The following is a 23,324-nucleotide window of genomic DNA, read 5'->3' as shown; positions in this document are numbered from 1 at the left end:
GGTTTGCTCCCCTCTCCTGTTTTGGGAGAGGGGCCGGGGGTGAGGGAAATGCAGAGCGGCTCTGGCTTACCCTCACCCCAACCCCTCTCCCAAAACAGGAGAGGGGCTAAGACGTCAGAATTTAACCTACTTATCTATCAGGATATTTATTTAAATAGTCTTATCAAAGACTTCGCGCTTTCAACTGATCGACAGCATGCTTAGCAGCTCGTGCTGTGAGTGCCATATAAGTAATCGACGGATTCACGTTCGAGGCAGAAGTCATGGCTGAACCGTCGGTGACGAATACGTTTTTGCAGGCGTGAACCTGGTTGAACTTATTGAGTACCGACGTTTTGGGGTCTTTGCCCATGCGCGCCGTACCCATTTCATGAATACCAAGACCCATGTGCGCAACAGCATTGTCGTATGGAACTACGTTTTTGAAACCAGCTGCTTCGAGCATTTCGGCCCCGTCATTCATGATGTCTTTGCGCATAGCGCGTTCGTTTTCGCCAAAATCCGCATCGAACACAACTTTAGGCAAACCCCATTTATCGGTTTGGTCTTCGCTAAGATAGAAGCGATTGTTAGGATCGGGCAGCACCTCGCCAAAGCCGCTCAGGTTGATTTTCCAAGGGCCAGGCTGCGTCATTTTCGCTTTAAAATCAGCCCCAAAGCCCGTTTCGGCTCCACCCCGTGACCAGTCGGCCCGTGATGCGCCACCCTGATAACCGAATCCGCGGAGGTAGCCACGTTTGTCGCTGCCCCAGTTTCGGAAACGTGGGATGTATAACGCGTTAGGGCGGGCACCAAAATAGTAGTCATCTTCAAAGCCTTCAATGTCGGCCCGTGCGCCCACACTGAGGTGGTGATCCATCAGATTCCGGCCCAATTGATCGCTGTCGTTACCTAATCCGGTGGGGAAACGAGACGATTTGGAGTTCATCAGAATTGACGTAGACCCAATCGTACCCGCATTCAGGAAGATAATTTTGGCGTAAAACTCCCGAACCTCCATCGTGTTTTGATCAATCACCCGAACGCCTTTTGCCTTCTGGCCCTGGCTATCCAGCAAAATCTCTTTCACGATCGCATTATGAACAATCGTCAGGCGGTTGGTTTGACGGGCCGCCGGGATTGTAGCCGCCAGCGAACTGAAATACGCACCAAACGGGCAACCACGTGAGCACCGATTCCGAAACTGACAGCTAGCCCGTCCCAATGCGGTATGCCAGGGCTGGGGTTTGGTGAGATGGGCCACACGACCAATAGTGATGGGCCGATTCAGCTTCTGCCCTACTGATTTTTTCAAATGTAGTTCGGGAGCGGTCATGGCCATGGGCGGCAAAAACTGGCCGTCCGGCAAAACGTCTAACCCTTCTGCCTGACCGCTGACCCCTACAAATTTTTCGACATGATTGTACCAGGGCACGAGGTCGTCATAGCCAATAGGCCATTCGACGCCAAGTCCCTGTTTGGCATTGGCCAGAAAATCTTCGCGGTTCCAGCGATAGGACTGCTTTCCCCACAACAGCGATTTACCGCCCGTATGATACGCCCGTATCCAGTTGAATGGACGTTTCTGGATATACGGATTCTCGGCATCATTGGTGTACAGGTACTGTGTGCCCTCTCTGGCCGAGAAGTACATACTGGCATAATGCTCTTCTGCGGCAAGGTTGGTGATTTTACCCCGGTGCTCAAACTCCCAGGGGTCTTTCATCGCGGTTTTGTAATCCTCGACGTGTTTGAGTTCGTATCCTCGTTCGAGCATTAATACCTTTAAGCCCCGTTCGGTCAGCTCTTTAGCGGCCATCCCGCCTGTCATTCCTGAGCCAACAACAATGGCGTCGTATGTTTGTGCCTTTTCCGCTTTTATGTTCAGATTCATGTATTACAATGATTGAATTAGTGATTGACGACTAGTGGACTAGTGGTGTCAGGTTCTTTAACCTGACACAGCGAGGTTTCTCAAAACCTTTAAAGTAAGCTACACGAGGTTTTAGAAAACCTCGCGTGTCGGGTGTAAGTACCCGACACCACACATACTAGTTCACACTTGATTTCCGTACATAAAATCTTTCTGGCCGGGCTTGATTTTAATGGCCTCGAACCGACCGGGAATAGGCTGATAATCAAACGATGCTTTAATGCCTGCTTCGGAGGTGAAGTAGCCTAACAACGTAACTTCCTTGATGATTTGCCAGAATGACGGGCTGGTAGCACTGGGCGCAGAGCTGGCTTCAACCTGCTTCAATACGTCCGTCTGCTGGTCGGGTTTGAGCGTCAGGAAGTTTTTACTTTCCAGGTTACGAACACCGGCAATGAAAGCATCCTGCGCGGGCTTTTTGTAACAGTCGCGGAGCATCACATCCATAAATGCGGGTACGCCTACATCAATAGCCCCCGGTGTGTCGGTCTTGGGAATGATGATGTCGGAAACGCGTGCTACGATCTCACGTTGCCCATCGTCCAGCCTAAAGTCGGCGGTTTCAGGCCGAGTTTTTTGATCGTCAACGACCTGTTCCCACCGGCTCATGGCCATCAGTGTTGGCGCAGACAGGGTCCCTCCCATCAACCAGGCCACTCGTGCTACTGCTTCCCGTCTGTTCATCTGTTTTTGATTCAGTTATAATGACTTTTCGACAGGATTTACAGGATGAACAGGATTTTTCCGGCAAACCCAATCCTGTTCATCCTGTAAATCCTGTCAAACAAAATATGATACTAAAAGGCTTCAACGCACTTTATCTAATACCCCGTATTTTGCTTGATCTTGTCTTTATTGACATCAATCTGCGCCTGAGGAACCGGGAAGACTAAATTATTCTCCGTCAGTACGTTCACTAATCGAATCTGGTCTTTTTTGCCGTTCAGGACTGGAATAGCCCGGCCTGTTCGCACGAGATCATACCAGCGATGGCATTCAAACGCAAGTTCGACCCGGCGCTCCTGTTCGATAGCTAGGCGAAACGACGTCTGATCAGGAATATCGGTAGCTGTTTTAGCTTTTAAGCCTGCCCGAGTCCGAATTTGATTCAGATACGTAAAAGCCTCTCCGGCAGCCTGATAACCAACCTCATTTAAGCTCTCAGCATACATCAACAATACATCGGCATACCGGATGATGGGGATGTTGTTACCGTTATCGTTGTTCGTGGCGGGCGTATCAAAATACTTCTTAACGAAGTTGGCCGGAACAACCTGCCCGCTGGCGTTGACATACGAGATGGCCATCGAAATATCCCTACGTACATCGCCGGTTTCATAGGCTTTGTACAAATCCTCAGTGGGTTGATTATTTCCGCCACCGCTAAACGCAATGACCGAATTACCAGAGCTTTGAGGGGCAAACAGGTTCGGCCAGGGGTTTCCTTCCGCTGCTCCACCCGACTTATACTGCACATCAAACACCGACTCTTTGTGGTTTTTATTGCTCACTTTAAATACGTCGGCGTAGCTAGGCAAAATAGCGTACACATTCAGGTCAATCACTTCTTTCAACTTAGTAACTGCCTGCGCATATTTCTTCTGGGTCAGGTACACTTTTCCCAGCATGGATTTAGCCGCACCCTTCGTTGCCCGACCCACATCAACCCCGGTATATGTAGCAGGTAAGGCGGCCTCGGCTTCCGACAGGTCCTTTTCGATCTGTGCATACACTTCCGTTTTAGGGTTACGCGTGTAGGCATACCCATCATCGGGATTGTTGATCGACTTAGTTACCAGCGGCACATCGCCATACGTCTGCACCAGAATGAAATAAATCCAGCCCCGCAAAAATTTCACTTCACCGATGTAACGACTCTTGATGGCAGCATCCATTGTGATACCATCAATTTTATCCAGAATGGTATTGAATCGCGCAATGGCGGAGTAACTGTCATTCCATCGGCCAGAAATGTACGGGTTGGTCGTTTTGATGTAAAAGCGATCAAACTCGTCCTGATCGGTTATGGAACCAGAAGCCACGGGGATCGTATTATCTGACGCGATATCGCCGAATACGTAGCTGTTGCCGGCAATACCATCGGCTTGTAAAGCGGCATAGCTTCCACTAACGGCATTCTTTATATCGTCGCCCGTTTTGTAGAAATTATCGGTAGTTGCGTTCGCTATTGGTTTTAAGTCCAGAAACTGCTGGCTGCACGAGCTAAGCAAACCGATAATCAGTGTGCTCGCAAGGATTCTATATATCTTCATTTTTTTAAACTGATTAAAGGGTTAAACACGGAGAAACGGAGGATTTCACGGAGAACACAGAGACGTAAACGAATTATTACCAGTCAATTAATTATAAAAATCAACCCTGTGTTCTCCGTGAAATCCTCCGTTTCTCCGTGTTTAATTAAAAATTAGAATCCCACATTGATACCAAACGTGTAGGTTTTTGCAAGCGGATACGCGCCATAGTCAATACCTGCCGACAATGGCCCTTCGTAGTTACTTACTTCAGGATTATAACCCAGGTACTTTGTCCAGGTATATAGATTCTGGGCCGATACGTACACGCGCAGTTGCTGAATCTTGATCTTGTTCAACAGTTTTGTTGGCAGTCGATACCCCAGATTAACGTTCTGAATCCGCACATAACTCGCATCTTCGACCCAGCGCGACGATACGGCGTTGTTGTTCCCAGTGCTACGTTCGTTGGCCCGTGGTGTAATCCCATCGCCCGGATCACTTGCCGAACGCCAGCGATGCAAGGCCGTTGTCATCTGATTCTGATTGCCTTCCATATTGTCGTAATACCGGCGACCGATGTTAAGAATTTTGCTACCCTGCGTTCCCTGAATGGAAATATTCAGGTCAAATCCTTTATAGCTGAATGTGTTGGTAAAGCCATAAATGAAGTCAGGTTGATTGTTCCCTAAAACTGTACGGTCGTTCGCCGTGATCTTGCCATCACCGTCAATATCAGCGTATTTTACGTCTCCCGGTTTAGACGTAACGTCATGCGGATTCGCATCTAAATCGGCCTGATTCTGAAAAATTCCGATTTGCTTGTAGCCGTAGAAACTGCCGATAGGCGAGCCTATCTGAGTAATAGTTAAATCGGCCAGACTGCCACTTGTCGTCCGGATTGGGTCACCAGTTGGGCCGAGTTCCAGCACTTTATTCCGGTTGAACGAAAGATTGAATGTCGTATTCCAGATAAAGCCTTTGGTCATGTTGCGGGTATTGAGCGCAAACTCCATCCCTTTATTTTCCATCTTTCCGATGTTCTTATAAGCCGACGTGAAGCCCGTGAGTGAAGGTACGTTGACCGAAAGCAGCAGGTCTTTGGTAATCCGATGGTAATAGTCGACACTCAGATAGATGCGGTTATTGATCAGACCAACATCAATTCCGGCATCGAACTGCTGATTTTTCTCCCAGCCCAGTTTCGAATTACCCAGCGAAGACGGTGCTAATCCATTGACCAGGTTGTTGTTAAAGCTGTAGTTATCTGTTCGCAATTGCGCTACGTAGGGGTAATTATCTGAGAACGCATTATTTCCCGACAGCCCATAACTGACCCGAAGTTTAGTTTCTGAGATAGCCCGAATATTTTTCATGAACGACTCCTCACTCACGCGCCAGCCCAACGAACCCGCCGGGAACGTACCCCAACGATTGTCAGGTCCGAAAATGGACGACCCATCCCGACGAACCGACAGATTCGCCAGATATTTGCCTTTATAGTTGTAGTTGGCCCGAGCAAAATACGAGACCGATGCATTCGCCGTTTTGAACGACCAGGCGGTCGTCGTAGAACCGCTCGCGCTGGCATTCAGCGTCTCGACAACGTCGTTGGCATACGAGCTCCCCGAGGCACTGCTCGACTGAAACTTGGTCGAAGTGGCTTCCATACCGACCAATGCCTCAATGTTGTGTGCCGAATTAATGCTTTTGTTAAACCCAACTACCTGATTGAACAACCAGCTCATATTCTGGTCAGAGTAAACGGTTCCCATCGCCGTAGTGGGCGGCAACAGATTGCTCAGGGGCATTCTCGACGTACGGTACGTATTGCGCCGATTGTCGCTGAAATTCACGTTGGCCGATGCCCGATAATTGAAGTTTTTCAGGAAACCGTAGTCTGCATATATATTTCCAAGCAGATTTCCGGACAGATATGGGCTGCTGTATTCTGTAATATTTGCCAGCGGATTGGTAACACCTGGTAAATTGTAAGGTGCAGCCAGCGCCAGTTCCGACGAATAAGACCCATCGGCAGCATAAACAGGTGCCATTGGAATTGCCGATAGTGCTGCCGTAATAATCCCCTGATTAAACCACTGGTTTTCAGCCGTAACCTCTTGTGTGTTTTTAAAAGATGGGTTAAGATTCATCCCAACTTTTAACTTTGGCAACAGGTTTACTTCGACACTAGCTCGAAAAATGTACCGATTCAGTGACGATTTCAGGATAATACCATCCTGATTCAGGTAGCTGCCGCTTACCAGATAACGCGCTTTTTCGTTACCGCCAGAAACCGAAAGCTGATAGCTACTCATTTTAGCCCGTCGAAAAATCAGGTCCTGAAAATCGGTATAGGGCATATTCGCCACTTTAACCGGATCGTCGTAGTTGAACCAATCGAACAGGTCACCACGTGGATAGCGGTAGCGAAGGTAGCTCGCTGGTCGAACGCTATTTGGGTCTGTTGCACTGGCTCCCGGAACATTGTCCAGATAGGCTGTATTGGATGCTTCTTTGGCGAATTCAGCGTATTGTTGTGAGTTCAGCAGGTCTATTTTCTTCGTAATTTGCTGAAAGCCCGTATACACATCCAGATTCACATTCATGCGCCCTGGCTTACCTCGTTTCGTCGTGACCAACAGAACACCATTGGAGCCTTTTGATCCATAAATGGCTGTTGATGAGGCATCTTTCAGGACATCGATGCTCTCAATATCAACGCTGCTCAGCAATCCGAATACGCCCGAACCAACAATGTTTCCGTCGATAACGATCAAGGGCGACGTACCGGCGCTAATCGACCCAAAACCTCTGACTTTAATAGCGGGCGTGCTACCAGGAGCACCGCTCGTTTGCTGAATAACAACCCCCGGAATTTTGCCCTGCAATGCCGTTGCTACGTTGGATACCGGCATATCTCTAATTTCGCCCATCGGCACGGAGGCAATCGCTGCTGTTACGTCGGCCCGTTTCTGGGTACCATAACCCACCACCACGACCTCGCCCAATGCTTTGGTATCGACAGTTAGTGAAACGTTCAGGATAGTCTCGTTACCGACAATAACTTCTTTAGGCAAATAACCAACTGAGCTAAAAACGAGTGTGGTTTCAGTATCAGGAAGTTCCAGTTTAAACTGACCTTGCGCATCGGTCGTCGTCCCTTTCTGGGTGCCTTTGATCACGACGTTTACGCCAGGGAGTGTGCCCCCCGTCTGGTCACTCACAGTACCTGATACAAAACGCGCAACCTGTTCAATTGGAGCGACTATAGATGCCTGATCAACATCACTTGGAGCGGGTTTAGCCGGACGGTCGGGCCGGATGATAATCATGTTACCACTCACTTCATACACCAACTGAAGCGGTTTCAGGAGTTTAATCAAAACCTGCGAAAGCGGCTCGGATTGGCTTTTAACGGATATTTTACGATCCGACTGGATAATTTGTGAGCTGAATACAAAACGTGCATCAACCTGTTTTTCAATCTGATGCAGTACTTTTTTCACATTCTGACTCTCTACCGAAAGCGTAATTTTCTGGTCGAGAAGTTGCTGGGCTTTCCCATCACGTGCCCACGAAATTCCGGCTAGTGCACAGACCAGAAACCATTGGAGGAGGGTTATACGCATGATTCTTAAAAGCCTTTCATCTACAAAGCGTAGTTTTTGCATACATTTGTCATGTTTTGTTGGGTGAGCAAAAAAATTCAACAAAATCCCCCCAACCCATTCATTGTCAGTGAATGGCACGGCTTGTCAGGTCAGAAAATAGGGGGGACAATTCAGAGGTCAGCTATGCGTCAACATGGCTGACTTTTTTTATTGGAAGGGAGTACTCTTAATCATAGATTCACGAGGGGGTTAAGCGTTAGGAATTGGTATTATTGGCAACGTTGGCCGCCGGTAATCGTCACTTGATTGCCCTGAATAGCATATTGTGCTTCAAGTGCTTTACAAACAACGGCCAGTTTATCGTGAAAGGGTTGCCCCATCAGCGACGCTGATAAAGAGCATTTACCCAACATGGTTTCATCATAAACAATGTGAACGCCATACGCTTTTTCGAGCGTGCGAAATACCTCAGGTACAGGCGTTTCATCAAAATCAAAGGATTGTCTGGCAACAACCTGCGTTTCGGGTTGCGTAAAAACCCATCCACTATCCGGCATCCGAACCAATCGACGACTTTCTACTGAATATTCGGCACTCTGATTGGGCGTTAATACAAGACCCTCCAATTCAGGATCAGCCGCTTTTTTCCGAACAGAAGCTGATTCATCTAAGGCATAGACTGCTACCCGGCCCGTCTTTACCGCTACTTTTATGGGCTCGCCGGACTCTGGTGCATCGACCATAAAGCTGGTTCCCAATACTTTAGTGGCAATTCCATGCGTGTATACCAGAAATGGCCGGGCAGGATCTTTTACAATTTCAAAAAAGGCTTTCCCTGTTAAATAGACTTCGCGCTGCTGGAACGTATCTGGATAACTCAATCGACTGCCCGGTTGCAATACCACCGAACTGCCATCGCTGAGCAGAACGGTCAGGGGCTTATCAGTATCATTGCGTGCTTCTTTTGTTCCGGCCAAATTTGCCTTCTTAAACTGCTGGTAGCTTTCGGGTTGAACCATCTGCGTTTGACTATACCAATAGGCTCCCAAACCGATGCTGATTACCAGGGTTATCGAAGCCGCCATACGTAACCAGCCCCAAGTTGTTCCGGTGGTTCGAGTAAATGGCGTAGTTACTTTTTCTTCTTTTTCTGCCTGAACATGCTTCTGAATATATTGGCGCATCATCTCGCTTTGGGCGGCCGTTGGCTGCTGCTGACCCGTTTGCTCAACAAATACCAGAATGTACTGGCGGGCCATTTCCACGACTGGCTTCTTATCGGGATGGGCATCCAGAAACTGCTGCCAATAAGCATCCTGAGTTTCGTCAGGGTGCTTGACCCAGCGTATAAAATCCGGATCTTCCAGGAAGTCTGTCAGTACGTAGAAGGCTTGTTTCATAGCGGGATAAAAGAGTATCTACACAAGAAGTAATAGAATTATTCCCCTTCATTAAGAAAGAAGCAGAAGTCGTTCGATTGACCTCTTTTTTTGGAAGAAATTTTTCTGAAAATTTTTACAGGCTACATAATAGCCAGAAAATCAGGAGTGATCCGATGAGCCAGTTGCGATTTTGGCGAAGCGATGTAAGGGCGCGATGGATAAAATTACGCACTGATTTTTCATTGACATCCATCAGCTGAGCAATTTCACTGACGCTGAATTCGTCGTAATAATACAACGTGAGTGCTTCTACCTGGCGCTTGGGCAAATGGGTCAGCAACTCCTGAATCCGCCGACTCAGCAAGTCTCTGGATTCCTGCTCAATCTGCGTGGTTTCTTCAGTACCTGATGTTGGCGTCGAGTCATCATCGACAAGCTCATCGATGGTTGAGCCCGTCTGGTATTTTCCCTGCATCCGGTGAATCCGGCGCCGTAGTGAACGATACAGGTAAAATTTAATAGAGCCGATTTCCTCAGATAACGTGGCCCGCATCCGCCAGACGTCAATAAATACTTCCTGAACAGCATCTTCAACCAGAGACGAATCGGTGACGAGTTTGCTACCGTAGTTGTATAACGTACGGTGGTATCGTTCGAAAATGGCCGTAAATGCCGATTCATCCCCTTCGCGAAGGCTTCGCCAAAGTTGCTGATCGGTGGAATTGCTCCAGGAAGAATGTAAACTGGCCACTATGTGTTAGGCTACCTGTTATGCTGAAGGCTATAATTGGATAAACTTAATTATAGATGCGCAAAATACAATTAGTTTCTACGAAAGAGTTGAAAGCAATCATCAGAAGAATGCTCAAGAACGGATAGAAGCAGGTGCGTACTACGTATCAGCGGGCCAATTGCCGTTTTAATATTCCTCCGATAAAACTTCCGATGAATGTAAGAATAATTGATCCGTAGAGGCCAAATAATTCCAGATCACGAGCTCCGCTAGCTTGAGGAGTTATTGTAAAAAACGTGTAGCTAATCCAAAGGATTGAGGCCTGTAAAATTGCCAGAATCCATCCTTTTTTAGGCTCCAGAAACCCAATAACAGTCGCTGCAATGGCGGCTAGCAGGTAGGGTAAATGGATAACGCTCGTGTTTTTGATGACAATCAATAAAAGTGCACTATTGATCAAAATTACGATGGCGTGACTCAAGAGTTTTCGGTCAAAAAATACGCCTGCATCACCGCCTGACGTAGTGTTAACCGTGCTTTCAGATTGCCGTAGTGCATTGGCCCGCTCCAGGTCCTGCCGGGCTTCCGCAGTTTGCTGAAGCTGTTGCCGGGTGAGTCCGCGCCATTGAAATGCATCAGCCAGCAAGCCTTTTGAATGGAAGACCGCTTTGTCAAACTCCAGAAAAGCCTCAGCATAGTGCTGCTGATCGTATAAAATCTGGCCTATTTCTACATGCAAGTCAGCAACCGTATCGTCGTAGCTTTCTCCCGTTTTTAAGGCGTTGAGGGCAGTTGACAATTGACCCAAAGCGCGGTAACAGCGAGCCTGATACAGATAAGCCACGCTCGATGTTGGTTCTTTTTGAAGATATTGAGTAAAGAATACCAGCGCATCGTTGAGCTGACCAGTGTTGTACAGCTTAATGCCAACCTGTAATTTTTCAATATCCTTTTCAGACTTATTTCGTAAATCGGCGTAATAGCGCAGGTAGATAATATAACCAATGATGGCCGCTGTAACTAGTATTTCCATTTGCTGATCATGAAGTATTCAAGCCCTTTATGCCCTCAATTTATTCAACCTTCGGCTTACTTCTTTACGTTCAATTTGCTTACGCTTGTTCGTCTACGGTTGTAGACAGAACTGGCCGTAAAAGGCTGGACAAAGATAGAATGGAGCTTAGACAACTGGTAAAATTCAATTGTCATCGTTAAATGCTACATTAATCCGTTTTCTTTGGTTATCAGTATGAACAAGTCAATCATGCAACTAAAAATAATCATTACCGGAGCGACCGGCTTTGTTGGCGAAGGTGTATTACTGGCGTGCCTGGAGCACCCGCAAATCAGCGAAGTGCTGATCGTTAACCGCAGGCATTTAGCGTTGCAACATCCTAAGTTAAAGGAATGTATTGTGGCCGATTTTATGAATCTGGACGCCGTTAACGATCAATTAACCGGCTATGATGCCTGTTTTTATTGCGCAGGCATCAGTTCTGTTGGATTAAAAGAGGCCGCCTATACACACATTACTTACGACACAACCCTGCATTTTGCGAAGACATTGCTGGCACTAAACCCTGACCTGGTCTTCAATTTTGTGTCAGGCAGCCATACGGATAGCTCCGAGCAAGGGCGAATTATGTGGGCTAGAGTAAAAGGCAAAACCGAAAATGCGCTGATGAAATTGCCATTTAAAGCGGAGTACAATTTCCGGCCGGGCGGTATGAAAGCGTTTCCCGGCCAGAAAAATGCAAAAACGCCCTATAAATTGATTGTCGGTCTCATTGGTTTGCTTTCTCCGAAGCGGGTGGTTACGCTACAGGAAATAGGCCAGGCAATGGTCAATGCTGTCCTAAAAGGCTATTCGAAGCAAATACTGGAAATGGACGATATCAAAGCGTTAGCAAACGCATAGGCCAGCTATGAAAGTCACCGCAACGACGTAAAGCGAGATGAGGCTGACTTACCATTTGCCTTTCACATTATCCAGATACTTCTGACCAGAACCCGTATTTAAAAGCAGAACATGTTCCTGAGGCTGAAGCCACCCCTGACGTAGTAATTTCTTCGTAGCGGCCCAGATCGCTCCGCCTTCGGGAGCAACAAAAATGCCCTCGTGACGGCAAAGTTCGCTTACCCCTTCCAGCATGTCATCCTCCGAAACAGCAATGGCAGTTCCACCTGATTCGCGCAGTACACTAAGCATTAGTGGTTCACCAATCGGGCGTGGGACGGCCAATCCATTGGCTAGTGTAGGCTTACCCATGTATTGCTTACTGTTTGCCTGCTTCCCTAAAAACGTATCGACAACTGGTGAGCAATTTTCCGCCTGAACCGCCACCATACGTGGCAATCGCTGTTTTTTGGGTAACCATCCCAACATCTTCATTTCGTGAAAGGCCTTCCAAATGCCAATCAGGCCAGTTCCGCCACCTGTTGGATACATGATTACATCAGGCAACTGCCAGTTCAACTGTTCGGCAATTTCATAGCCCATTGTCTTTTTGCCTTCTAAGCGATAGGGTTCTTTCAGCGTCGATACATCGAAATAGGCACCGTTCTGGTTCAGTTCCTGCACTTTGGCCGCGCAGTCATTGATTAGTCCATCCACCAATATCAGTTTCGCATTATAGCCAATGCATTCTTCTTTAAAGGCATCTGGTGTATGGCGCGGCATAACGACAACGGCTTCTAAACCAGCTCTGGCGCAGTAAGCCGCCATGGCAACTCCTGCATTACCGGCAGTGGGAATAATACAGGCTTTTTCACCATTTTCTTTGGCTTTCGATACCGCCATGCATAGTCCTCTGGCCTTGAATGAACCGGTTGGATTAAGTCCTTCATCTTTCAATGTGAGGTGGTGCAGATCATGTCTACTGGCCAGACGCTTGAGTGCTAAAATAGGTGTGAAGCCTTCTCCTAAACTCACCTGATTTTCGGGCAGAATAACAGGCAGAAGTTCTTCATATCGCCAGAGCGACTTATTCCGCATGAGCAAGTCTGATTTCTGGACACTGCCAGCACCAATAACGTACTGGCATAGCAACGGGGCCTGGCAACAAACAGATAGGGTCTGGCGGATAAGTGCGTCATATACGGAGCCGCATTGTGAACAATGTAAGTCTCCTAAACGTGATGAAGTGATGGCGATGTTCATGGTTGTATTTTTCCGAAAAGTCTCGGTTACCAACGCATGAAGCAAATACCGTTTTGGCATGAGTTATTCCTTAATGGAATAATGCCGTTTCGTAAACTGAATAAATGTGGTGACCAGCCGGTTGTTTTCTGTCCCTTTTCGCTGGATAAAGTAGAAGGTTCGCTGAAGGGTCAAATCACGAATTGGGACTTCAACTAACTCGCCCGCAGTCAGTTCTTTCAGAATAGCTCGCTTCGGTAAAAAAGCCAGACAGGTGTCGGCAAGTACAAAGTTTTTCAGAGCTTCGGTCCCGCCAAGCCGGATCAGGATACGTAACGACGACAGGCTGATGCCTTTCTTGGTTAGCTCATCTTCAACCACAGCTAGGGTCCCTGAGCCGTTTTCCCGCACTGCCAGCGGAATGGAGGGTAAGTCTGTAATAGTCAGCGTTCGATCCCGCAGCGGGCTTCTCGCTGAACAAACGGCCAGTACGTCGTCGGTCATAAAGGGTGTATAGACCAGCGTGTTCAGTTGAGTCAATCCCTCCACGATGCCCACGTCAATATCATGAGCCAGTAAAGCATTTTGAATTGTATCCGAATTTCGGTTCAATACGCTGACCTGAATGGTATCGTAGCGATGCAGATAAGCCGAAAGCACGGGAGGCAACACATATAAGCTAATGGTTGTACTGGCACCAATAGCGAGTTTGGTCAGCGGCAGGAAATTTTCGTTAATCTGCTGAAGTTCCTGATGTAGCTCGTCCTGTAACTGCCCCGCTTCCAGCAGTTTAGCATACAGCGTCTGGCCAGCCTGGGTTAAGCTAATACTGGTCCCGTGCCGTTCAAATAACCCTGTTTTATAAAAATATTCCAGTGACTTAATCTGCTTGCTAATTGCCGACTGGCTCAGAAATAACGTCTGACTAGCTTTGGTAAAGCTCAGAAAACGAGCCACTTCCATAAAAATCAGATGGCGTGACGAGAGCATAATGGACTATCTTATGGGGCTGATATACAACTCCAAAGATAGTCCGTTTATGCCTGACTGGATTTACGAAACAATAGCTTTTCACCTAAACAGCAATGGTGCTAGATCGGTCAGGTTCCTCCGCCATACCATAAAGGTGTGGCCTCCTGGCGTCTCCACGTTTTTAAACTTGACGTTCTTTGCTGTCAGAAACTCCTTGAAGTATTTATTATTCTGGTACAGAAAATCATCAACTCCACAAGAAATCCATAATAGTTTCAATTGAGAATTAGCTTTCTCGTCCAGTTTGGGATACGTCTTTGCAAAGACGTCCATCATGGCTGTAACCTGTTCGGCAGGTGGAGTTGTTGTGGCTGGGTTTGCCGTAGCCGATGCTGGCGGACGAGGGCCACCCATCCCAACGGCGCTACTCATTCCGCCTACATAGGCAAACTGATCCAGGTGATTTAGACCGGTATAAAACGCCGTCCCCCCTCCCATCGACAAGCCAACAATAGCTCGTTGACTCCGATCTTTAGTCGCATTGTAGGTCTTTTCAATCGTTGGAATAATCTCCTGAATTACCTCGGCTGCGTATTTATCATTGCCTCCATAGCCCAGTGTGTTTACCATAATCATGGGTTTGGCCTTACCTTCGGCAATCAGGTTATCCAGAATGATATTGGCCTGTGCATTGACTATCCACGATAAAGCTGTACCTGTAGCTCCGTGCAACAAGAAAAAGACCGGATAAGGCTCTTTGCGCTTGGGATCGTAGTTAGGCGGCAGATACACGTAGTAGTCCCGGTCTTCGCCCATAACCGCCGACCGATATACCTTATGATCGACAGCCCCGCGGGGAACATCTTTGATCTCCCAGCTTAGCGAAGCAGGGCCCGGCATGTGCGCCAGACTCTGTCCATTGCACTGATAACAGGGTTTGGCAACGGGATTAGCAGGGTCGGGAATGCGAAGCCCGTCGACAACAAAGGCGTAATCATACACATCTGGCTCCAGTTTTTTGGTAAAGCTCCAGACGCCCTGGTCGTCTTTGGTCATTGTTTCCTTCGAAATCCCTTCAATATCAAGGATAACCTCTTTGGCATTCGGCGCACGAAGCCGAAATGTTAGTCCGCCGTCTGCGACTTCCGGTGATTTGATGGGCGGTAGGCGTTGCTGAGCCTGAAGCGTACATACCTGAATTAGCAGACTGAAAATAAGGATCAAACGATACTGTGCCTTCTTCATGGTTGATCTGTAGGGTCTAACAATGGTTGATAGCCTACAAAGCTCCACAAAGCCCTTAAACTACTTTTCGAGCTTGCCTCGCTTAAGGAGGATATAGCATAGTGTGACCCCTTCAGGGTCAAATGTTTATAGTGAGCGGGTATTTTCTATAAACATTTGACTCTGAATGGGTCATACAGATCGCATCAGCACAACCAAAAATCAAGTCTAAAATCCTTATTCCCAATTATCCAGCCCGAGCAGTTTTTTGCCTAGCGGAGATAGTTCGGCGGTTTGGTATCGTTCCTTTTCCCAGTTACGTGGGTCGCCAGGGAAGGCATAGCCTTCGGGTGCCTGCCGGTCACGCCAGGATGTAATGCGCCACTGCCGCAACGCTTCGTTATCTTCTTCAGCAGGCATCATCGAAATATATTGCGCCATTCTGACTTTGTCGGTCGAGAGATTTGGCCGTATACCGTGGGGTTCGGTACTGTTGAAAATCAGCAGATCGCCCGCTTCCATTTTTACCTTCACGAAATCAAAACCAGTGGTGTCGGGTTTGAAACGGTTCCGGTCGGCGGGTTGGGTGAGTTTCCAGGTATCATAAGTGCGATAGAGTTCGGGAATGCACTGGAAACCGCCCATATTTTCGTCGGTTTGATCGGCCAGTGCCAATACGCCCTGCACATTTTGCGGGCGGGTTTCGGGGTCGTAATCCCAGTGAATAAACCCTTTGAACTCATGACCCGGCCGAACCGGAAAATTTAGGTTAGCCCGGTCGATGGTTACCCATAATTTCTCGGTTCCCCAGATGTCAACGAATGCATCGTAAATGCGCGGATACTGTCGGTTATCCCACTCATACTGATGATTGTAAAGTTCGACCATTCCACTGTTGGTCAGCTCTTTCATTTTCATTTCGGCGCGGGGCGGTGCGTACCAGGTAGCAGGGTCGTTCGGGTCTTTTTCTTCAAACTCCCACAGGAAATTAGCAAGTCGCTCAGCCTGTTCTTTGGGCACGGCCTGTTTGATAACGATGTAGCCATTATGCTTCCAGAATTGCCAATCTTCTTCAGACAAAACACGTAGTGGCTTCCCGTTTGAGCGGTCACTTAAACTGATTTTGCTACTGGTGGCTGTCGATGGATTTCCCGGAATGTCTTTGTGCGCATTATCAGGAATCATAGTAGCTGTTGGGGTCATTGTGGGCTGCATTGTTTCCATATATCGTTAGGATGTTTCGTTGATTTTGTTGTAACAAAGGTAGTCTATACCCTTAGCTCATTTCCACAACAATGATGTCCATTTTTTGCACTATATTGCTCTTTGTTTAAGTAATCTATAAAATTTAGCACATATATAGGTAAAATTTGAGCCACAGAGATGCACAGAGGAGACACGGAGATACACTGAGATTTTACTTGTGTGCCTCTGTTCATCTCTGTAGCAAAACCCTTATGAAAATAGCCTTAGAACAAATCAACCCAGATGTTAACAGCTCCTTTCATATTCTGGAGACGCCCCGATTGAACGATGTTTTCTTATGGCATTACCATCCCGAATACGAAATTGTGTACATCACCGGGGCCAACGGCACTCGACACGTAGGCGACCATATTTCACGGTACGAAGGCAGCGATCTGGTTTTTATTGGCCCTAATATTCCCCACCTCAACTTCGATTACGGCGTTAAAACCGACCATCGAAAAGTAGTCGTGCAACTGAAAGAATCATTTCTGGGAAACCTGTTTGGTCAGGCTCCGGAGTTTGCCGCTATTGCCCAGTTATTTGAGATGGCTCGCGCTGGCGTATCCTTTCATGGCGAAACCAAACGGCGGGTTGGTGAACAATTAGAAATCCTGCCAGCCCTCCCACCCTTCGAGCGGTTAATGGCCCTGTTGACCATTTTTCAGCAACTGGCAACGAGCCAGGAATTAATTTCTTTACATGGAAAACCTGTAACCAATGCCTATAACCTGAACGAACAGCAACGACTAAAAAAACTCTATCAATTCATCGACGAAAACTACCAGCGCAAGTTCGAACTGGCCGAAGCCGCAGCCCTGACCAACCTGACAACAGCGGCTTTCTGTCGCTACGTCAAACGCATGACTCGCCTGACATTCACGCAGTTTCTGAATCAGTATCGCATCAATCAGGCGCAGAAATTGCTCTTACTCGATCATAACGTAACCGAAGCCTGCTTTGCCAGTGGATTTGAGAGCTTGTCGTATTTCAACAAGATTTTCAGGCGCGTAACCGGCGAAAATCCACTCCAGTTTAAGAAGCGCCATCGAGGCTAATCGCTATTTTCTTCCAACATCTTCACCCGTATTTGTGTAGTATTGCACAGAGAACGTCAGCAGTTGCCAGTCATCAGTCAATAGTGTTTTACCTATCCCTGACTAGCATCTACTGCCCGACAACCAGCAACTGATTTATGTCTGACCACAAGCCCCTGATTTTAGTTACGAACGACGACGGAATTACTGCCCACGGCATTCGTACGCTTGTTGAATTAATGAAACAACTCGGATCGGTGGTGGTGGTGGCCCCGAACAGCCCGCAATCGGGTATGGGTCACGCCATTACGATTGCCAACCCGATCCGGCTCTATCCTTCTGATATTTATGGCGATGTACCCGCCTATGAATGCTCCGGTACACCCGCCGACTGCGTCAAATTGGCCAAGCATCATGTTCTGAAAGACCGTGCGCCAGATTTGGTTGTTAGCGGCATCAATCACGGTAGCAATTCATCCATTAGTATTCTGTACTCAGGCACAATGTCGGCGGCTATGGAGGCAGCCATTGAGGGGATTCCAGCCATTGGTTTTTCGCTGGGTGACTTTACACGCCAACCCGATTTCTCGCATGCCTACGAGCACATTCTACGTATTGCCCGTAACGTGCTGGAACAGGGCATTAAACGCGGAACCGCTCTGAACGTGAATTTTCCGGCACGTTCGGCAGAACCGCTGAAAGGAATTCGAATTTGTCGGCAGGCGAATGCCAAATGGCAGGAGGTGTTCGACGAACGACGCGACCCGCACGGTCGTCGGTATTTTTGGCTGGCGGGTGACTTTGTCAATTTCGACACCCATGCCGAAGATACAGACGAATACGCCCTGGCCAATAACTACACATCTGTAGTCCCCTGTCAGTACGACCTGACAGCCTACAGCATGATGGATACGTTGAAGAATTGGAATTTGTAATTATTAATGATGAATGATGAATGATGAATGATTGCAAGAAAGGCCATTCATCATTCATCATTCATAATTCATCATTCAAACATGGCTCTCTTAGGTAGTATGCTTAAAAATGGCATTCGATTATCGAATGTCGTTCGGCTGCGGCAGTTTAATCCACTACGCCAGCAGCGAAAGGTATTTCGTAAGCTCATCCGAAAAGCGCAGTTTACTAAGTTTGGAACAACCTATCATTTCGATGATCTGCTCCGTTCGGTAGAGTTTGGGAACGAAGGAGAATTCTATCAGAAATACAAACAGCACGTTCCCATCCACGACTACAATAAAATGTTCGATGGCTGGTGGAAACAGACGTTGGCTGGCGAGAAAAACGTTGCCTGGCCGGGTAAAGTGAAATACTTTGCGCTCAGTTCGGGAACGTCGGAAGCAGCGACGAAATACATCCCCGTTACAAAGTCGATGTCGAAAGCCATTCAGCGAACCAGCATTCGGCAAATTCTTACCCTTGGCAAATACCAGAATCTACCGTCAACACTCTACGAAAAAGGGTGCTTAATGCTCGGTGGCAGTACCGATCTGAACGCTCGCGAGGGGCATTATGAAGGTGACCTTAGTGGTATTACCGCCAGCAAAATTCCTCTTTGGTTTGAACGCTTTTACAAACCAGGACGCGACATTGCTCAGGAAAAGGACTGGGCTTTAAAACTGGACGAAATCACCGAACAAGCTGCTGGCTGGGATATTGGCTACGTAGTGGGCGTGCCCGCCTGGATTCAGTTGTTGATGGAGAAAATCATTGCTCGTTACAAGGTCAAAACCATTCATGACATCTGGCCCAACCTGATGGTTTTCTGTCATGGGGGCGTGTCCTTTGAGCCGTATCGGGCGGGTTTTGAAAAACTTCTCGCCCACCCGATCACCTACATTGAGACGTATTTAGCCTCTGAGGGATTCATTGCCTACCAGACCCACCCAGACGCCGAAGGCATGCAACTCGTGCTGAACAACGGGCTATTTTTTGAATTTATCCCATTCAATGAGCAAAACTTCTCGCCCGATGGTGAATTGGTTGACAAGCCCCAAACCCTGATGATCAACGAAGTAGAAGAAGGCAAAGAATACGCACTTCTGCTATCGACCTGTTCCGGCGCCTGGCGTTATCTGATTGGCGACACCATCAAGTTTGTCAATAAAAAACGGGCAGAAATCGTCATTACGGGCCGAACCAAGCACTTTTTGAGCCTTTGTGGTGAACACCTCTCAGTCGATAACATGAACAAAGCGATTGAAATGGTATCCGAGGAATTGGGTATCTCAATACGTGAGTTCACCGTGGCAGGCGTTACCCACGATACCTTATTTGCCCACAACTGGTATATCGGTACTGACGATAAAGTGGATGCGACCGACCTCCGCAACCGAATCGATGCCAAACTGAAAGAACTAAACGACGATTACGCCGTCGAGCGTCGACATGCCCTCAAAGACATTACGGTGACGGTATTGCCCAACAAAACATTTTACGCCTGGATGCAATCTAAAGGCAAAATGGGCGGCCAGAATAAATTCCCCAGAGTCTTGAAAAAAGGGATGATTAAGGAGTGGGAAAGCTTTTTAAAAGATATATGAGGTATGATATAGGATGTATGATATAGCTGACGCGAAAGCAATACATCATACATCTTATATCATACTTCATACATATATCCTTACCAATTCAGTGCTTTCGACAACGGTTCCAGCAAGCGGGAATAGGCAATATTAGCGGCTCCGATGAGGAAAACGACACCGGTTGTACGGTTGAAAATCTTGACGACGCGGGGCGTAAAGAGTCGCTTGAGTCGGTTAGCATAGTACGCCAATGCACTCTCGGTGGCAAATACACCCACCAGCGCGGCAATCATGAACCCATATTGTTGGGCATCGGTATAATGTAGGTGCGACCGAATATAGGCCACAATAGCTACCCAGGCCACAAAATTGACCGGATTGAGCGCATTCAGGAAGAAACCGGTTGTGAAGTAATAGACGAAATTTCCAAACCGCGTCTTCGGATAAGCTAATCGGGGTGTTCCTTTTAGAATATTAACTAAACCCATGGCAACGAGAAATAACACCCCAACCGCAGCCATTATATTTTCAAATCCCTGAACCTTCGGGATGAAAGCCGTGCCCAGCAAGGCTGCCAGCACAAATAGAATGTCGCCGGTGATTACACCAAAAACAATCTTCATTCCTGATCGAAAACCATTGTCGACACTATTTTGAATCAGTGCAAAAAACACCGTTCCGAAAGTCAGGCAAAGGCCTACGCCTAATAGAAAACCAAATAGAATAGGTAAAAACAAGTTGGTGTCAAGTTTAAGGTGCCAAGTTCAACGTTTCAGCCAGACCGATGCGAGGGTTTGCATTGGTATCCCAGAATCAAACAGACAATCTGGATGAAACTTTGAAATGAAACTTGAAACTTGAAACTTAGTTTAAATTCCCCGCAACCGGGCTACGATCATCAGCCCGCTAACGCTGAGTGAATCGGTAATTTGGCTGGTCATTACCATCTCAACGGCTTCGGCCAACGGGAGTTTCCAGACACGCAAATCTTCAGTTTCTTCTGGGGCGTGTTCACCCTGAGACAGGTCTTCGGCGATGTACAGAAATCCCTCTTCGTCAGTGGCCGAATTAGAAGTGTGTATCCGGGCAATCTTCGTCCACGTTTGCGCTTCCAGGCCCGTTTCCTCTTTTAGTTCGCGCTTGGCCGAGTCAAGTGGATCAGTGCCGATGGGCGACCCACCTTCGGGAATTTCCCAGGAATATTCGTTCAGTGGATACCGATACTGTCCAACGAGGTAGGTATTGCCTTCCGCATCAATCGGGATTACACCGACCGCTTTATTTTTAAAACTAACGACGCCATAAATACCGGCTGTTCCAGAGGGGGTTATCACATCTTCATGCCGAATCGATAGCCAGGGATTTTCATATTTGACCGACGAATTCAGCGTCTGCCAGGGATTTTCAGTTGTGTTCATGCGTACAAAAGCGATCAATTCAGGCCAATGCGTCAACTTTAAAAAGTTGCTAAGTTATCACCTTTCGGCTATACCCTGCGCTCTCCTGTGTCTTTTCCCTTTTTCATGGGCCTGTTCATCAACGGCTTAGGCTCTAACAAATAGAATTAAACCATGAATTTATAGTGATTAATACAAAAAATAGAATTACGGAATCAACCGCTTTCTGCAAATCGGTTAACTTCGGGCTCTACCCTAACAATTATACTTCATGCAACACAAACTACTCTTAACCAGTCTGTTTCTGGGGAGTGCCTTACTCAGTTATGGACAGGATGATAAGCTGGACATGACCATGATCCAGAAAATTCGGACAGAAGGTCTGGAACATTCGCAGGTCATGGAAACAGCCTTCTACCTAACGGATGTCAACGGCCCCCGACTACAAGGCCCCGGTTTTATAAAAGCCGCCAACTGGGCCAAAACAAAGCTAACTAGCTGGGGTATACAGAATTCCCGTCTGGAAGCCTGGGGCGAATGGGGTCAGGGCTGGGGAGTCGAGCATAGTTACCTCGCGATGACTGCTCCGTACTATAAGACGATCATTGCTGTACCCAGAGCCTGGAGTGGCAGCACCAACAAGCTTCAATCCGCCGATATCCTCTACATAAGCTCGACTGACACGACAGCTTTGGAAAGCTATCGGAGCAAGCTCAAAAATAAAGTCATTTTGCTGGATCAATCGTTCAAGGGCATGCCTTCATTCAAAGCCGATGCTGATCGCTTTACCGACGAAGAGCTAACAAAAATGGCGAACGAAACTCCACCTGCACAACGGGCTGGCAATGACACGACCTTCCGCAGCCGGATTATGGCGATGCGCACCCAGAATGCCTTCAACCAGAAAATGCGCAAACTGGCGAAACAGGAAGGCGCCATCGGGATGCTCAATACAACTCAGAACAGTAAAGATGGCACTCTGTTCGTGAGTGGCGACTACGCCAATGCCGCCATCGGTGCTACACCCGACGATCTGGCCGATCTGTCGATAGCCGTTGAAGATTACATGACGCTCTGCCGACTCATGAAAGCGGGTATTCCCGTAAAACTGGAGCTGGACGTGAAGACCAAGTTTTACAAGGACGATACCAAAGGTTATAACGTACTGGCCGAAATTCCAGGCACCGATCCCAAATTGAAAGACGAAGTGGTTATGCTGGGCGCTCACCTCGACTCCTGGCATGCGGCTACGGGTGCAACCGACAATGCGGCTGGCAGCTCGGTGATGATGGAGGCCATGCGTATTTTGAATACTATTGGGGCCAAACCCAAACGAACCATTCGCATTGCACTCTGGAGCGGTGAAGAACAAGGTCTGCATGGTTCCAAAAACTACGTAACGAACCATTTGGTGGATAAAGCCACCAACAAGCTGACTAAAGAGGGAGAGAATATTGCAGCCTATTTTAACGTCGATAACGGAACAGGCAAAATCCGGGGCATTTATTTGCAGGGCAATCTGGCTGCCGGCCCTATTTTTCAGCAATGGCTGAAACCCTTCAATGACCTGGGTGCCACGACCATAACGCCAGCAAATACAGGCGGAACCGATCACCAATCCTTTGATCGGGTAGGGCTGCCCGGCTTCCAATTCATTCAGGACAAAATCGAGTACAATACCCGTACGCACCACACGAATATGGATACCTACGATCACCTGCAACCTGATGATCTGAAACAGGCGGCTACGGTTGTTGCCAGCTTTGTATACAACGCAGCCATGCGGGATCAGAAAATTCCACGTAAAGCTGTAGCCGCACAAGTGGCCAGATAAGGTTGTCAGTAGTAGTCGATTGGCTAGTTTTTGTCATTCC

Annotated in this window: 18 protein-coding genes; 5 read left to right on the top strand and 13 right to left on the bottom strand. The window is 47.7% G+C overall.

The features are described from left to right. Positions 1–163: 163 nt before the first annotated feature. The 7 genes from GO755_RS02975 to GO755_RS02945 form a co-directional block, all read right to left on the bottom strand. The gene (locus GO755_RS02975) at positions 164–1,873 is read right to left on the bottom strand and encodes a GMC oxidoreductase (protein ID WP_157583066.1); all 1,710 of its coding nucleotides are present in this window, start codon (positions 1,871–1,873) and stop codon (positions 164–166) included. 162 nt (positions 1,874–2,035) lie between these two features. Then, positions 2,036–2,596 (bottom strand): gluconate 2-dehydrogenase subunit 3 family protein, encoded by a 561-nt coding sequence (locus GO755_RS02970; RefSeq protein ID WP_157583065.1) that lies wholly within the window; start codon positions 2,594–2,596, stop codon positions 2,036–2,038. Between the two features lie 137 nt (positions 2,597–2,733). Then, positions 2,734–4,185 (bottom strand): RagB/SusD family nutrient uptake outer membrane protein, encoded by a 1,452-nt coding sequence (locus GO755_RS02965; RefSeq protein WP_157583064.1) that lies wholly within the window; start codon positions 4,183–4,185, stop codon positions 2,734–2,736. Positions 4,186–4,337: 152 nt separating this feature from the next. Continuing rightward, positions 4,338–7,796, bottom strand: coding sequence for a TonB-dependent receptor (locus GO755_RS02960; RefSeq protein WP_157583063.1), 3,459 nt, complete (start codon positions 7,794–7,796; stop codon positions 4,338–4,340). Between the two features lie 251 nt (positions 7,797–8,047). Further along, the gene (locus GO755_RS02955) at positions 8,048–9,178 is read right to left on the bottom strand and encodes a FecR family protein (RefSeq protein WP_157583062.1); all 1,131 of its coding nucleotides are present in this window, start codon (positions 9,176–9,178) and stop codon (positions 8,048–8,050) included. 115 nt (positions 9,179–9,293) lie between these two features. Beyond that, the gene (locus tag GO755_RS02950; protein WP_317165781.1) at positions 9,294–9,911 is read right to left on the bottom strand and encodes an RNA polymerase sigma factor; all 618 of its coding nucleotides are present in this window, start codon (positions 9,909–9,911) and stop codon (positions 9,294–9,296) included. Positions 9,912–10,059: 148 nt separating this feature from the next. Further along, a complete protein-coding gene (locus GO755_RS02945) occupies positions 10,060–10,926 on the bottom strand; it encodes a tetratricopeptide repeat protein (protein WP_157583061.1) in 867 nt (288 codons plus the stop codon). Positions 10,927–11,157: 231 nt separating this feature from the next. Here GO755_RS02945 and GO755_RS02940 point away from each other — a divergent pair, with 231 nt between their 5' ends. Beyond that, a complete protein-coding gene (locus GO755_RS02940; RefSeq protein WP_157583060.1) occupies positions 11,158–11,811 on the top strand; it encodes an NAD-dependent epimerase/dehydratase family protein in 654 nt (217 codons plus the stop codon). Positions 11,812–11,859: 48 nt separating this feature from the next. Here GO755_RS02940 and GO755_RS02935 read toward each other — a convergent pair whose 3' ends face one another. From GO755_RS02935 to GO755_RS02920, 4 genes are all read right to left on the bottom strand, one after another. Further along, on the bottom strand, positions 11,860–13,113 hold the full coding sequence (locus GO755_RS02935; RefSeq protein ID WP_227686843.1) for a threonine synthase: 1,254 nt from the start codon (positions 13,111–13,113) through the stop codon (positions 11,860–11,862). A gap of 3 nt (positions 13,114–13,116) precedes the next feature. Beyond that, entirely contained in the window at positions 13,117–14,022 is a 906-nt protein-coding gene (locus GO755_RS02930) for a LysR substrate-binding domain-containing protein (RefSeq protein WP_157583059.1), read from the bottom strand. An 81-nt stretch (positions 14,023–14,103) separates the two neighbouring features. Further along, on the bottom strand, positions 14,104–15,249 hold the full coding sequence (locus tag GO755_RS02925; RefSeq protein ID WP_157583058.1) for an esterase: 1,146 nt from the start codon (positions 15,247–15,249) through the stop codon (positions 14,104–14,106). Positions 15,250–15,465: 216 nt separating this feature from the next. After that, positions 15,466–16,452: a phytanoyl-CoA dioxygenase family protein gene (locus tag GO755_RS02920; RefSeq protein WP_227686842.1), complete on the bottom strand. Its 987-nt coding sequence runs from the start codon at positions 16,450–16,452 to the stop codon at positions 15,466–15,468. Positions 16,453–16,685: 233 nt separating this feature from the next. Here GO755_RS02920 and GO755_RS02915 point away from each other — a divergent pair, with 233 nt between their 5' ends. The 3 genes from GO755_RS02915 to GO755_RS02905 all read left to right on the top strand — a co-directional run bounded on the left by GO755_RS02915 (position 16,686) and on the right by GO755_RS02905 (position 20,071). Beyond that, positions 16,686–17,531, top strand: coding sequence for an AraC family transcriptional regulator (locus GO755_RS02915; protein ID WP_157583057.1), 846 nt, complete (start codon positions 16,686–16,688; stop codon positions 17,529–17,531). 137 nt (positions 17,532–17,668) lie between these two features. Continuing rightward, complete coding sequence (gene surE, locus GO755_RS02910; protein ID WP_157583056.1) at positions 17,669–18,445, top strand: 5'/3'-nucleotidase SurE; 777 nt, start codon at positions 17,669–17,671, stop codon at positions 18,443–18,445. Between the two features lie 81 nt (positions 18,446–18,526). Continuing rightward, positions 18,527–20,071 carry a GH3 family domain-containing protein gene (locus tag GO755_RS02905; protein WP_157583055.1) on the top strand — a complete coding sequence of 515 codons (1,545 nt, stop codon included), beginning with the start codon at positions 18,527–18,529 and terminating at the stop codon, positions 20,069–20,071. Between the two features lie 80 nt (positions 20,072–20,151). Here the strand turns inward: GO755_RS02905 and GO755_RS02900 are convergent, their stop codons facing one another. Next, entirely contained in the window at positions 20,152–20,790 is a 639-nt protein-coding gene (locus tag GO755_RS02900) for a LysE family translocator (RefSeq protein WP_157583054.1), read from the bottom strand. 132 nt (positions 20,791–20,922) lie between these two features. After that, positions 20,923–21,471 carry an NUDIX domain-containing protein gene (locus GO755_RS02895; protein ID WP_157583053.1) on the bottom strand — a complete coding sequence of 183 codons (549 nt, stop codon included), beginning with the start codon at positions 21,469–21,471 and terminating at the stop codon, positions 20,923–20,925. A gap of 250 nt (positions 21,472–21,721) precedes the next feature. Between GO755_RS02895 and GO755_RS02890 the strand changes: the two genes are divergently transcribed. Continuing rightward, on the top strand, positions 21,722–23,284 hold the full coding sequence (locus GO755_RS02890) for a M28 family metallopeptidase (RefSeq protein WP_157583052.1): 1,563 nt from the start codon (positions 21,722–21,724) through the stop codon (positions 23,282–23,284). Positions 23,285–23,324 lie beyond the last annotated feature (40 nt).

This window comes from Spirosoma arboris (assembly GCF_009754945.1).
GTDB classification, from domain to species: domain Bacteria; phylum Bacteroidota; class Bacteroidia; order Cytophagales; family Spirosomataceae; genus Spirosoma; species Spirosoma arboris.
Note: the sequence above shows the minus strand (reverse complement) of the source record. Positions and strands in the feature narration are given on the sequence as shown.

Excerpts from the sequence above, each read along its gene's own strand:
- GO755_RS02970 (WP_157583065.1), bottom strand. The coding sequence starts at position 2,596 with ATGAACAGACGGGAAGCAGTAGCACGAGTGGCCTGGTTGATGGGAGGG.
- surE (WP_157583056.1), top strand. The coding sequence starts at position 17,669 with ATGTCTGACCACAAGCCCCTGATTTTAGTTACGAACGACGACGGAATT.
- GO755_RS02955 (WP_157583062.1), bottom strand. The coding sequence starts at position 9,178 with ATGAAACAAGCCTTCTACGTACTGACAGACTTCCTGGAAGATCCGGAT.
- GO755_RS02915 (WP_157583057.1), top strand. The coding sequence starts at position 16,686 with ATGAAAATAGCCTTAGAACAAATCAACCCAGATGTTAACAGCTCCTTT.
- GO755_RS02940 (WP_157583060.1), top strand. The coding sequence starts at position 11,158 with ATGCAACTAAAAATAATCATTACCGGAGCGACCGGCTTTGTTGGCGAA.
- GO755_RS02965 (WP_157583064.1), bottom strand. The coding sequence starts at position 4,185 with ATGAAGATATATAGAATCCTTGCGAGCACACTGATTATCGGTTTGCTT.
- GO755_RS02905 (WP_157583055.1), top strand. The coding sequence starts at position 18,527 with ATGGCTCTCTTAGGTAGTATGCTTAAAAATGGCATTCGATTATCGAAT.
- GO755_RS02960 (WP_157583063.1), bottom strand. The coding sequence starts at position 7,796 with ATGCGTATAACCCTCCTCCAATGGTTTCTGGTCTGTGCACTAGCCGGA.
- GO755_RS02925 (WP_157583058.1), bottom strand. The coding sequence starts at position 15,249 with ATGAAGAAGGCACAGTATCGTTTGATCCTTATTTTCAGTCTGCTAATT.
- GO755_RS02895 (WP_157583053.1), bottom strand. The coding sequence starts at position 21,471 with ATGAACACAACTGAAAATCCCTGGCAGACGCTGAATTCGTCGGTCAAA.
- GO755_RS02920 (WP_227686842.1), bottom strand. The coding sequence starts at position 16,452 with ATGGAAACAATGCAGCCCACAATGACCCCAACAGCTACTATGATTCCT.
- GO755_RS02935 (WP_227686843.1), bottom strand. The coding sequence starts at position 13,113 with ATGCCAAAACGGTATTTGCTTCATGCGTTGGTAACCGAGACTTTTCGG.
- GO755_RS02890 (WP_157583052.1), top strand. The coding sequence starts at position 21,722 with ATGCAACACAAACTACTCTTAACCAGTCTGTTTCTGGGGAGTGCCTTA.
- GO755_RS02930 (WP_157583059.1), bottom strand. The coding sequence starts at position 14,022 with ATGCTCTCGTCACGCCATCTGATTTTTATGGAAGTGGCTCGTTTTCTG.
- GO755_RS02975 (WP_157583066.1), bottom strand. The coding sequence starts at position 1,873 with ATGAATCTGAACATAAAAGCGGAAAAGGCACAAACATACGACGCCATT.
- GO755_RS02945 (WP_157583061.1), bottom strand. The coding sequence starts at position 10,926 with ATGGAAATACTAGTTACAGCGGCCATCATTGGTTATATTATCTACCTG.